Raw genomic sequence first — 11,510 nt, 5'->3', positions numbered from 1 at the left:
CATCTCATCGACACCGGTCAGGCGGCGCTGACGCTTCTTGACGATGACCGGTGAGAAGGTCCCTTCCCGGTCCCGCGGCACGTCCACCTCCACCGGGCCCGTGGTCTCCGTCAGCACCGTTTTTGGGCGCACGCCGTTGCGGGAATTCGCGGTCTGCTTCCCTGCCGTATCGTGCTTTTCATATCCGAGATGCTCGGTCATTTCCTCATCGAGCGCGGTCTCGATCACGGTCTTGGTCAGCTGCTTGAGCAGACCGTCCGGCCCGGTCAGGGACAGGCCCTGTTCCTTCGCCATTCTGACCAGCTCGCGCGCAGCGTCGCCCTCGGATACTTCTGTCTTCTTTTCAGCGGTTTTCGTACTCGGCACAGCCTCAAGTGTTGCGGCCATATCGGGCTCCTCCCCGCCAGGCTTACCGCCCGGCGTGTCGAGCCGGATACACCGTTATTTCCACAGTCCCACGCGCGGCTGGTCCCGGTCGAGGACCGCGTCCAGATCCTGCGCAACACCGCCAAGGTCCTGCGCGACGGCAAGGCTGATTACGCGAAGCTGATCACCCTGGAGATGGGCAAACCCATCACCGAAGCCGAAGCCGAAATCGAAAAGTGTGCCAAGACGGCTGAGTACTACGCCGAGCACGCACCCCGTTTCCTTGCCCCTGAAATCATCGAATCCGACGCGGCCGAATCCGGAGTCGTCTTCGATCCTCTGGGAGTCGTGCTCGCCGTCATGCCGTGGAACTACCCCTTCTGGCAGTTCTTCCGCTTCGCCCTTCCGGCCCTGGCCGCAGGTAACGGCGCGATCCTCAAGCACGCCAACAACGTCCCGGCCTCAGCCCTGGCCGTGGAAGAAATCATGAACAAGGCGGGGCTTCCGGCCGGCCTGTTCGCCACGCTCCTGATCGAATCCAACCGGGTCGCGGCACTCATCGCCGATGACCGCATCGCAGCTGTCACCCTGACCGGGTCCACTGAGGTTGGCCGGCTCGTCGCCGGGCAGGCCGGGAACGCGCTGAAGAAGCAGGTCCTGGAGCTCGGCGGCTCTGACCCGTTCATCGTTCTGGCCGACGCCGACATCAAGGCAGCGGCGAAGGTCGCGGTCAAGGCACGCTTCACCAACAACGGCCAGTCCTGCGTCAACGCCAAACGCTTCATCGTCGACGAAAAAGTCGCCGATGAATTCGTCGCCGAGTTCCTCGCCCACACCAAGGAACTCGTCGTTGGCGACCCGACTGACCGGGCAACCACCATCGGCCCAATGGCCCGGGAAAACCTCCGCGCCGAACTCCACGACCAGGTAACCCGTACGGTGGAAAACGGCGGGAAAATCATCCTCGGCGGCAACATCGTGGATGGCCCCGGCTACTTCTACGAACCCACCGTCATTGACCATGTCCGCCCCGGACAGGCAGCCTTCGACGAAGAAACCTTCGGCCCCGTCGCGGCCATCATCCGCGTCTCCTCCACCGAGGAAGCCATCACCCTGGCAAACCAGACAGAATTCGGCCTCGGCGCCGCGCTCTGGACCCGGGACACCAAAAAGGCCACAGCCCTGCTGCGGCACATTGACGCCGGAGCAGTGTTCATCAACGGCATGGTCGCGTCCGACCCGCGCCTGCCCTTCGGCGGAATTAAGGGCTCCGGCTACGGCCGCGAGCTAGGTTCCTACGGCATCCGGGAATTCACCAACATGAAGACCTTCTGGGCCGGTACCGCCACCAGCGCCACCCCCGCCGTCGCCGACTAAGGAAACCCGACATGACGCACATCTGTACCAGCATCAGTTCCGTGGACGCAGTCATCCTGCGCCCGGCAGAATTGCCTCGTAAAGACCGTGGAAACGGCGCCTCCACCGTCCCGCTCGTCGGATCCCACCTGGGTTCCACCACGTTCCTGAACGGAATCACCACCTTTGACCCGGGCGCCGCCATCGGCCACCACAGCCACAACTGCGTCGAATCCGTCGCCGTCATCGAAGGCACCGCTTTCGTGGACATCGATGGTACTGAGCATTATCTGAACACCTACGACACCACCTTCGTGCCGGCCAACATCGTCCACCGGTTCCGCAACGCCTCGGACACCGAACCCATGAAGATTTTCTGGACCTACGCCTCCATTGATGCGACCCGCACCTTGGCCGGCACGACCGAGCGCAACCGTATTGATGAAGAACAGGCCAACCAGCCAGCAACCACGGAAGCAGGAGCAGCATCATGATTCAAGAGATAGCGACCTTGACCATCAAAGACGGCGCCGCACGAGCATTCGAGGGCGCAGTCGCAGAAGCCGCACCGCTCTTCCAACAGGCACCCGGCGCCCTGAGCTTCCGTCTCGATCGCTCCATCGAGACGCCGCTCGAGTACACTCTCACCGTTGCCTGGGCAACCGTTGAGGACCACACGGTCGGCTTCCGGAACTCGGAAGCCTTCGCCAAATGGCGCGAGCTCGTCGGCCCCCACTTCGCCGAGGCACCCCAGGTCAAACACCTCGAACACGTTTACCTCGGCTTCTAGCCACTTCTTCATCCCCCGAACCGGCCGGTGCGTCTACGAATCCTCTCGTGCGCCGGCCGGTTCACCCCTGCCGCAAAAAAGGGTATGGCAACTGGCAGGGACCCGTTTGCGCATCCACCGGCGTTCCGGTAACAGTTGCCGCGTCGAGGACACAGCGTTACCGGTGCAGCCCTCAAAAGGGTCTCACCGTTACGGAAACCAATAGCTACTCCGATGGGCTCCCACATTCAGCCCTGAATAACCCGCTTTGGCCTCAACCGGTGGCTGCCGGGTTTCATGACGGCTCTTGCGGTTTCCCTTCTTCAGGAATGGACAGCCTTGACCGCCAAAACGGGGCAGTCCGCTTCAAGCAGGATGCGCTGCGCAGTGCTGCCGCGGAAAAGCTTGCCTACCGGGCTGCGCCGACGCAGCCCAATGACAATCAAGTCGGCATTGTGCTCCTCAGCCGCGTCCAAAACCTCGGCCGTGGCATCGTGTCCCCTGACCGGGTGCAGGATCAGATGCCGCACCCCTTCACGGTCCAGCCGCTGGTCTATATCGTCCATCTCGGGTTGGCCGGCATACCGGTCATCGACCAGGGCGTCGCCTTTGGAGGAGTTAATATAACTTCGCGGCGTCATCGGACACTGCCCCGGACGCTACACCCTCTTCTTTGTCGGCGATCTTCATCCAGCGGTGAAGGGCAGCGGGTGGGCTCAAAGCTCGGCATTTAGTGATTTCCCCTTTGCAATAGCCGAAGACTCTGGCCCCGTAAAGGCGCCAGGGACGCGGTTAGTGCCAGGGCTGCAACGGGGATGCCTCCTGGGTATTGAAACTCACCAGCATAGTCCGGTTCCTTGCCCCGGTTTTACGGAGAATGGATCCCACATGCTTCTCGACCGTTTTGACCGAGATCTGCAGCTCCCTAGCTATCTGCTTGTCTGCCATGCCGCGGATGACCATGTCGTGCACCTCGCGTTCGCGCGTGGTCAACTGGTCTGTACCGGCGTCAGAAACGGATTCGCCCATGAGATGGTCGAAGATTTCGCCCTCCACAAGCGCTTCACCCTGGCCTGCAGCCACAATAATGCGAGCAATGGTTTCTCCATCGGCCCGCCGATTGATGAAACCACGCACGCCGGCCTGCCTGGCGGAGCGCACCTGGTCAATGGTCGGATTGTCGGTCAGCACCACTACAGCAACACCAGGGTCCATGCCCCGGATGCCGGCCAGAACCCCGGTAGTGTCCCTATGGAGCAGGTCCAGGTCCAACAGGATCACCGCTGGCCGGAGCAGTTCGTGCGCGTCGAGCAGTTGCGCCGCTGACGTAGCCTCTGCCACCACCTGAATCCCCGGCTCCACTGCACTCAACAGCTTCACCAGGCCTGCGCTTATTAGCGGATGCTGGGTAGCGACGACCACTTTCCATTGCGGAGGGCGGGTGGCCTCCCGCTCCGGCGCCCGGACGGGCAGTGTTGCTTTCACCCGGGTCCCCCAACCCCGGGTTGTGTCAATCTGCAGCTCACCGCCGAGGTGGATGGCACGGGAATTCATGCCGTGCAGGCCCAGACAGCCGGAATGCACGGAGGTATGGTCTCCATGCGCGGCCGCGAGATCAAACCCCCGGCCGTTGTCATCCACCACAACGGCGATGGAGCTGCCCTCGTAGATCACCCCGGCCCGCACGGAGGTGGCCCGGGCATGGGTTACGACGTTGTTGAGCGCTTCCTGCACAATTTTGAAGGCCTGGTGGATTATTTCGGGGGCCGGCGGGCGGGGTTCACCGATCACCTTTAACTGGGTGCCTGCGCCGGACATCGATTCCACCCATGCAAGTTCGCCTGCAATTGCCTCCTCCAGAGTCCGGCCGGAGAGCGCAGCAGGACCAATGCCCAAAACAGTTTGCCGGGTCTCGGCCAGTGCGTCATGGGCTATGGTCCGGGCCTTTCGGATGTACGGCGCCACGGGCTCTCCACCGGCATGATTGCTGGCTTTTTCTGCTTCGTCAAGGGTCAGCAGCAGGGTGGCGAGGGATCGGCCCACAGTTTCATGCACCTCACGGACGGCACGCTCGCGTTCGGCGGCAACAGCAGCTTCCCGCTCCCGGTCCGCAGCTTTGGCATGAAGCTCGGCGTTGGCCAGTGCGATGGCGGCGTGGCTTGCAAACAACTCAGCGAGGCGGGCCTCCTCCTGCGTGAACAGCCGGTTCGGGTCGGGGCTGAAGACGATGAAAGCGCCTACAATCTGTTCGCCCCACTGAATAGGTATCCCGATGGCCGCGCAGTTCCAGCGCGGATCTGTGGGTGGAATGTGCCCCCGTTCTATGGTGCGGTAGGAGGTGAGAATGACGGTGGAACGGCTGCCCACGATCTCCCCTGTGAAGCCCTCCGCCAGAGAGAAGGTCTGGCCTTCCTGGCAGCCGACGCCGATGTCTACCTTCTTGGTGTACGTCCCGGCCGCCTCGTTAACCAAGGCGATGGAGCCTGACTGGCAGCCAAGTAGGGACGCTGCGTTGTTTAGGATCCGTGCCAGCAAAGGCTGCAGTTCGAACCGGCCTGCCAGGTCCCGGGCCAGGTCCGCCACGGACTCAAGCTTGTCGGTAATGGGATCAGGTTCGCGTAGGCTGCGAATCAGTGCCTCAAATTCAGGCTCGGCTGCTGTCATATCCGTCCTCCTTGACGCAATGCCGGCCTCAGGGAAGCAGGGGCCGTCTCTACCACGATAGCTTGCGCCCATGCTGGTTTCCCCGTACCGGCGAGGCGGGTTACTCCTCATACCGGCGGTCCTGTTTTCCTGCTTCCCTTGAAGGGATGCCGGAGTCAGGCGTCACCAGCTCAGCGGAGGGAAGCACACATGGCGCGGATCGGAATCCTGACCAGCGGCGGCGACTGCCCGGGACTCAATGCAGTGATCCGCTCGTGCGTGCTGCGCGGCATCAGGATTCACGGGGACCAGTTCGTCGGCTTTACCGATGGGTGGCGGGGCTTGGTGGAGGGCAGCGCACTGGAACTGAACTGGATGAGCGTCCGCGGGATTGGGGGCCTGGGCGGAACAATCCTGGGTACCTCGCGGACTAATCCTCTAGGCGAAAACGGAAGTGTCGAGCGCATCCAGTCGAATCTTCGGCTCCTGAAGGTGGATGCGCTGATCGTGATCGGTGGCGAAGGGACCCTGACCGTGGCCAAAATCCTGAGCGACAGCGGCATCCCGATTATCGGGGTGCCTAAAACCGTGGACAACGACCTCTCGGCCACCGATTTTTCCTTTGGTTTCCACACGGCCGTCGAAATCGCCACCGAAGCGATCGACAGGCTCAAAACTACCGGTGAATCCCACCACCGCTGCATGATCGCAGAGGTAATGGGCCGCCATGCAGGGTGGATCGCACTGTACGCCGGAATGGCTACCAGCGCCCACGCCATCCTAATCCCGGAGCAGAAAGCCAGCATCGAGGAAATCTGCGAATGGGTTGAAGGCCCGGTCCGCCGCGGCCGGACACCCTTGGTGGTAGTGGCCGAAGGGTTTGTCGCCGAGGACATGCTGGAGCCGCACTCGGACCGTGGACTGGATGCTTTCAACCGCCCGCGGCTGGGCGGAATCGGAGAACGCCTTGCTCCAGTGATTGAGGAGCGGACCGGGATTGAAACCCGCTGCACCACGCTGGGCCACATCCAGCGCGGCGGTGCCCCGAGCGCCACGGACCGGGTGCTGGGCACCCGGCTGGGACTGGCCGCCGTCGACGCGGTGCATGAAGGCGCGTGGGGACAAATGGTGGCCACGCGGGGCGACGCCATTGTCCGGGTTAGCCTGGCGGAATCCGTGGGTAGGCTCAAGACGGTTCCGCAGTCGCGTTATGACGAGGCGACGTACTTGTTTGGCTGAGGTATAAACGAAGGACGGCGGCAGGGTCCCCGCCGTCGCCCTCCCGCGTCTGCTGAGATGCCGCTGCGTTCAGTCAGCCGGAACGCCGGCCCCTGCCACGACCTAGTCCTGTTCGATGGTGCCGGTGAGACGCCGATGGCACCCATGGTCTCCCCGTACCTCATCAGCGAAATGCCGCAGAAGCTACCATAAACGCCCCCCAGGGGCGTCATTAAGTCCGTAAATTGGCCCGTCAAGTCGGGTGGCCAACTGTAGGTCACCGGTCTCACAATGGAAGGCGATTGCCGTGTATGCCTTGTTGACGGAGATCAGAATGACGCCGATGTTCGCACAATCAGTGCGGACGTGCGCCTTGAGGTTTACACCGGCATCAACGACGGCGAAATCGATGGCTGCCCACGCTCGCTGACTTTTGCGGCGGTCGCGTCGAAGATGCGGCGGGCCTCGTCGGAGCTGATGTTTTCGAGTGCTTTCCCATTGCCCTGCTGGATCCTGTCAGCCGGGAGTACCGGGCAATCACCTAACCACGCGGAACAGCGCGCCTCCGACAGGTGGTGAATACCCCCAAGAGGCAATGCGGGATATCCCCAATTTCGGCGCGCGAGGCACTCCCCTACCGTGGGATACAGCCTATCTAGGAGGTAACTGTTATGGGCGTTGTGCCCCTGAAAGATATTGTCGATCCGGCCTTCGAAGCGCGCTACGGTGTGCCGGCCGTCAACATCTTCAACGACCTGACTATGGAGGCAGTCCTCGCCGGCGCCGTCGAGGCCAACTCCCCGGTCATCCTGCAAACCTCGGTCAAGACGGTCCGCAGCATCGGTTCCAGGGTGCTGTTCGACATATGGAGTTCCATGACCCGTGGAATCGAAGTTCCGGTCACACTGCACCTTGACCATTGCCCGGATCGCGAAGTGGTTACCGAATGCCTGAAGGCAGGCTGGAACTCCGTGCTGTTTGATGCTTCCAACCTTCCCGTGGAGGAGAACCAGCGTCAGACCATCGAGGTAGTGGCTGAGGCCCGCAGCTATGGCGCTCAGGTGGAGGGCGAGATCGAGGCGATCACCGGCGTCGAGGATGACCATGGCTCCGACGAGGTGTCCCAGCAACAGAGCCTGGAGACGGCACTGTCGTTCATCGACGCGACCGGAATCGACGTCTTTGCCCCATCCATCGGCAACGCCCACGGCACCTACAAGGCAGCCCCGGTCCTGGACATGGAACGGGTCACAGAGATCGTGCAGGCCAGGAACATTCCCATTGCCCTGCACGGCGGCAGCGGGCTGAGCCGGGAACAGTTCGCTGACCTCATCGCCCGCGGCTGCGCGAAGGTCAACATCTCCACCGCTTTGAAGGAGACGTTCATGCAGTCGAATCTGGCCTTCCTCAAGCAGGCGGAGCAGGACAACAAGTGGGATCCGCCGTCATTGTTCAAGCACACGCGCTCCGACGTCATCACCATGGTCACGGAACTCGCCGAGCAGTTCGGCAGTGCCGGCAAGGCGGGCCGCTGACATGCCGGCCCTCATTTTCGACTGCGATGGTGTTCTGGCCGATACTGAGCAACACGGGCACCTGCCGGCGTTCAACCAGACTTTTGCGGACTTTGGCGTCCCGGTGCAGTGGAGTGTGTCGGATTATGCCGAAAAGGTGAAAATCGGTGGCGGAAAGGAGCGGATGCGCAGCATCGTTACTCCCGATCTCGCCGCATTGCTGAATCTCGTCGGGGACGCGGCGGTGGATGAGGCCGTCCTGGCCTGGCACAAACGTAAGACCGCCATCTACAAGGAGATGGTGGAAAGCGGAGTGATGCCTGCCCGCCACGGCATCGCCCGGATCGTTGCTGAAGCCCACGCCGCCGGCTGGACGCTCGCTGTCGCTTCCACTTCGGCGGAACCGGCCGTGCGCGCTGTCCTGACCCACGCCGTTGGTGAGGACACGGCGTCGCAATTTTCGGTATTCGCCGGCGACGTGGTCCCACACAAAAAGCCCGCCCCAGATATCTACCTGCTGGCGCTGCACGAAATGGGCCTGAACGCTGACGACGCCGTCGTTGTGGAAGACAGCGCTAACGGGTTGCGCGCTGCGCTCGCTGCGGGGCTGCGCACCCTGGTCACCGTCAGCGGGTATACCCGGGAGGAGGTCTTTACTGGCGCGTCACTGGTGGTGTCCTCCTTAGGCGACCCGGAAAGCGGCGAACCAGCGGAAGTCCTGCTCAACCCCCACCAACTGGGAATTCCAGGCATGGTGACCCTCGAAACACTCCAACACATCCTGGACCTTCCAGTCCCAACAGCCGCACCCACGATCAGGACGGAGACACCATGACCGCCATCGGCCTCGCGGACGTCGAATACATTGTCCGCACCATCGCCCTTACCGCAGTCGACAAGGAAAAGGAATTCGGCGACCTTGACGCCGTCGTCGGCGATGGCGACCTGGGCTATTCCCTGGCGCGCGGTTTCGAAAAAGTGCTCGCGGACTGGGACACGTACAAGCGCGACGACGTCTCAACCTTCCTGCAGCAGATCGCCGTAACCATCTCCAGCCGGATCGGCGGTTCCTCCGGACCCTTGTGGGGAACCGCGTTCATCCGCGCGGCCGGGGCGGCGAAGCAGTTGGAGAACATGACGGGCACTGCCGCCGTCGCGATGCTGCGCGCGGCAACAGACGGCATCAAGGCCCGGGGCAATTCGGACCTAGGCGACAAGACCCTCCTTGACGCCTTGGTGCCCGCTACGGATGAACTGGAACGTGTGCTGGCCGCCGGGGCCGACGCTGCGGAGTGCCGCGAAACCTTCGCGAAAACCGCCCGCGAACGTGCCGAGGCAACGAGCGAGCTCGAAGCAAAGCGCGGACGCGCAAGCTACAGCGGGCAACGCAGTATCGGCTCCCCCGATGCCGGAGCCATGGCCGTGGCCATCATCATCGAGCACATCGTGGCCAGGTGGCCCGGGTGTTAGCTCTCTTTCTACCGTGGGGCAGAGCACTGAGTATCGAAACCAACACAACGACGTGGAGCAAAGCATGAAGAAGTTCGTCAACAACCCGCAGCAGTTTGTCCCTGAAATGCTCGAGGGCTTGGCACTGGCCAACCCCGACACGCTGAAGTACGTTCCCGAATACAACCTGATCATGCGCGCCGACGGGCCGGACCAGAACAAGGTTTCCATCGTCCAAGGGTCCGGTTCGGGTCATGAGCCAGCTCACGTGATGATAGTGGGCAAGGGCATGCTGGACGCAGCCTGCCCGGGGGACGTCTTTGCGGCACCGCCGTTCGACTACGTCTATGAGACCACCCGGATGATGGCTTCGCCCAAGGGCGTGCTCCTGCTGGTCAACAACTACACGGGCGACAAAATGGTGTTCGAGATGGCCCAGGAAACGTCCGCCGCTGAGGGGGTCAACGTCAAGACGCTCTTCATCAATGACGACGTTTCCGTGGAGGACTCCACGTACACCATTGGCCGCCGCGGCGTGGCTGGCAACTTTTTCGTGATCAAGGCAGTGGCGGCGGCGGCAGAGCGCGGGGCCGACCTGGACGAGGTAATCCGGGTGGGTGAGAAAGTCAATTCGGTGGCACGGACCATGGGCGTCGCCCTGACTGCCTGCACCCCGCCCGCCAAAGGCAGTCCGCTCTTTGAACTGGGCGAGGACGAAATCGAGATCGGCGTCGGAATCCACGGCGAACCCGGCCGTCGGCGGACCAAGATCATGCCCGCAAACGACATCGTCGAGGAGTTGCTGACCCCAATCGTCAAGGACCTGCCCTTCTCCGACGGCGACCGGGTGGCGCTGATGATCAACGGCCTGGGTGGCACCCCCATCAGCGAGCTGTACCTGCTCTACGGCCAGGCGCACAAGCGCCTTGCCGAACACGGCATCACAGTGGGCCGCAGCTACGTGGGCGAATACTGCACGTCCCTGGACATGGCCGGCGCGTCCATCACGATGGTCAAGCTCGACGACGAGATCGAGTCACTGCTGAACGATCCCGCCGAGATTCCGATCCGGGTGTTCTAGGAATTCCCAAACTAACAGGCGCCCCGGCGCGGTTATTCCGCAGCCGGGGCGTCCTTTTGTCCTCGCGCTATCCGCCTGGTCCCTAACGGCAGCGACGGGAGGCGCAGTAGTCACGGTTGCGTTATCGAAGCAGCGTAGAACAAAGCGTGCGCCTCTGAGGGAACAAATGAGTGTGTGGATCCCAGTCCGTATGTGCGAGCCGGGGTTCGATCCTAAGCCCTGCATGCATCCGAAAAGGGAAAAAATATCTTATCTTGTATGCTCACCGCCCCAGCGGCAGCCGCTCTCCTGTTCGGCGTCGCACTTTCCCGTGAAAGCATGACGAAAAACGTCCGCTACCAGTCATCCATACTTACACCGTTACGGACGAGCAGAAACAGCACACGGTGGCCGCCGTCTCCGAGGCGCGGAAGGCCGGCGCCTTGCGCGCTGGAGAAGAACATGGCCTGCCGCTGACCCGCTTCCCGCTCCAAGCGATCGCCGCGGCACCCGACGTCGTGGAGCAGCGCCATCGGTAAGGTGTTCATCTACGTCCTACCGTCCTGACCTCCCTATGGCCTTCCGACTCGCCGGGCCGGGTTATCGACTCATCCGTAGCCTCGCCGTCTTGGCTCCGACTAGAAATGCATGCGTCAACCGGCGGATCTGAAGTTGAAGAGTCGATACGGCCTGAGCCCCTGGCAACCGAGCGGCGACTGGGGCGGCCCTACGTTTCTCTTCGCACTATCTCGACTGGTTGAAATAAGGTTGGTTAGTTGCATCCTCAACACCGGGGAGGACCTGAAAGCAAAGACAGCACCATTGTTCATGCTTTCGAGTCGGTTTAAACGGTGGCGTCTCAGCGCGCAAACAGCCTGTTGGTTGCGATCTGTGCCCCTCCTGAGTATTCGAAGGCTTGGAGGCCATCCGATATTGCCGTTCGGGGCCAGTGATATTGCCGGTGGGGGCCAGCAGTGGCGTCGGTGGGGGCCACTGGTCCCCACCGACGGTCCTGCTACTGATTCTGCATGGCGTGTTCGCGCATGTTGTGCGTGCCGGTATCGACCCAGATGGTGTTGTGCACGATTCGGTCCATGATCGCGTCGGCGTGCACCCCGGAGCCAAGCCGTTGATG

Annotated in this window: 13 protein-coding genes and 1 pseudogene; 8 read left to right on the top strand and 6 right to left on the bottom strand. The window is 62.3% G+C overall.

Going from position 1 to position 11,510, the window contains the following annotated elements:
• On the bottom strand, positions 1–387 hold a 387-nt coding region (locus ACQ3I4_RS16130), incomplete at its 3' end, for a transposase (RefSeq protein WP_430633347.1).
• On the opposite strand from ACQ3I4_RS16130, the gene ACQ3I4_RS16125 reads away from it, so the two are divergent.
• Genes ACQ3I4_RS16125 through ACQ3I4_RS16115 form a run of 3 tightly spaced genes read left to right on the top strand, consistent with a single transcriptional unit; the run spans position 280 to position 2,512 of the window.
• On the top strand, positions 280–1,743 hold the full coding sequence (locus tag ACQ3I4_RS16125; protein ID WP_430633905.1) for an NAD-dependent succinate-semialdehyde dehydrogenase: 1,464 nt from the start codon (positions 280–282) through the stop codon (positions 1,741–1,743). The genes ACQ3I4_RS16130 and ACQ3I4_RS16125 overlap by 108 nt on opposite strands.
• Positions 1,744–1,784: 41 nt before the next feature.
• Entirely contained in the window at positions 1,785–2,216 is a 432-nt protein-coding gene (locus ACQ3I4_RS16120) for a cupin domain-containing protein (RefSeq protein ID WP_430633903.1), read from the top strand.
• Between the two features lie 17 nt (positions 2,217–2,233).
• Positions 2,234–2,512 (top strand): antibiotic biosynthesis monooxygenase family protein, encoded by a 279-nt coding sequence (locus ACQ3I4_RS16115; RefSeq protein ID WP_430633902.1) that lies wholly within the window; start codon positions 2,234–2,236, stop codon positions 2,510–2,512.
• Positions 2,513–2,814: 302 nt separating this feature from the next.
• Here ACQ3I4_RS16115 and ACQ3I4_RS16110 read toward each other — a convergent pair whose 3' ends face one another.
• Positions 2,815–3,132, bottom strand: a complete 318-nt coding sequence (locus tag ACQ3I4_RS16110; protein WP_329864137.1) for a universal stress protein — start codon at positions 3,130–3,132, stop codon at positions 2,815–2,817.
• A 151-nt stretch (positions 3,133–3,283) separates the two neighbouring features.
• On the bottom strand, positions 3,284–5,155 hold the full coding sequence (locus ACQ3I4_RS16105; RefSeq protein ID WP_329864139.1) for a hybrid sensor histidine kinase/response regulator: 1,872 nt from the start codon (positions 5,153–5,155) through the stop codon (positions 3,284–3,286).
• Between the two features lie 189 nt (positions 5,156–5,344).
• Here ACQ3I4_RS16105 and ACQ3I4_RS16100 point away from each other — a divergent pair, with 189 nt between their 5' ends.
• Positions 5,345–6,373: an ATP-dependent 6-phosphofructokinase gene (locus ACQ3I4_RS16100; RefSeq protein WP_329864141.1), complete on the top strand. Its 1,029-nt coding sequence runs from the start codon at positions 5,345–5,347 to the stop codon at positions 6,371–6,373.
• 183 nt (positions 6,374–6,556) lie between these two features.
• On the opposite strand, the gene ACQ3I4_RS16095 is transcribed toward ACQ3I4_RS16100, so the two are convergent.
• Complete coding sequence (locus tag ACQ3I4_RS16095) at positions 6,557–6,763, bottom strand: heme-binding protein (RefSeq protein WP_430633904.1); 207 nt, start codon at positions 6,761–6,763, stop codon at positions 6,557–6,559.
• Positions 6,764–7,023: 260 nt separating this feature from the next.
• Between ACQ3I4_RS16095 and ACQ3I4_RS16090 the strand changes: the two genes are divergently transcribed.
• From ACQ3I4_RS16090 to dhaK, 4 genes are all read left to right on the top strand, one after another.
• Positions 7,024–7,887 carry a class II fructose-bisphosphate aldolase gene (locus tag ACQ3I4_RS16090; RefSeq protein ID WP_430633901.1) on the top strand — a complete coding sequence of 288 codons (864 nt, stop codon included), beginning with the start codon at positions 7,024–7,026 and terminating at the stop codon, positions 7,885–7,887.
• Between the two features lies 1 nt (position 7,888).
• Positions 7,889–8,701 (top strand): HAD-IA family hydrolase, encoded by an 813-nt coding sequence (locus ACQ3I4_RS16085; RefSeq protein ID WP_329864145.1) that lies wholly within the window; start codon positions 7,889–7,891, stop codon positions 8,699–8,701.
• A complete protein-coding gene (gene dhaL / locus ACQ3I4_RS16080; RefSeq protein WP_329864147.1) occupies positions 8,698–9,336 on the top strand; it encodes a dihydroxyacetone kinase subunit DhaL in 639 nt (212 codons plus the stop codon). The genes ACQ3I4_RS16085 and dhaL overlap by 4 nt, the downstream gene beginning before the upstream one ends.
• A gap of 64 nt (positions 9,337–9,400) precedes the next feature.
• The gene (gene dhaK, locus ACQ3I4_RS16075; RefSeq protein ID WP_329864149.1) at positions 9,401–10,396 is read left to right on the top strand and encodes a dihydroxyacetone kinase subunit DhaK; all 996 of its coding nucleotides are present in this window, start codon (positions 9,401–9,403) and stop codon (positions 10,394–10,396) included.
• Positions 10,397–10,731: 335 nt separating this feature from the next.
• Here dhaK and ACQ3I4_RS16070 read toward each other — a convergent pair whose 3' ends face one another.
• Both ACQ3I4_RS16070 and ACQ3I4_RS16065 read right to left on the bottom strand, forming a co-directional pair.
• Complete coding sequence (locus ACQ3I4_RS16070; RefSeq protein WP_329864150.1) at positions 10,732–10,923, bottom strand: hypothetical protein; 192 nt, start codon at positions 10,921–10,923, stop codon at positions 10,732–10,734.
• A gap of 467 nt (positions 10,924–11,390) precedes the next feature.
• A pseudogene (locus ACQ3I4_RS16065) lies at positions 11,391–11,510 on the bottom strand (ATP-binding protein); the annotation flags it as partial.

The organism is Zafaria sp. Z1313, from assembly GCF_050563205.1.
GTDB lineage: Bacteria > Actinomycetota > Actinomycetes > Actinomycetales > Micrococcaceae > JAZDCJ01.
Note: the sequence above shows the minus strand (reverse complement) of the source record. Positions and strands in the feature narration are given on the sequence as shown.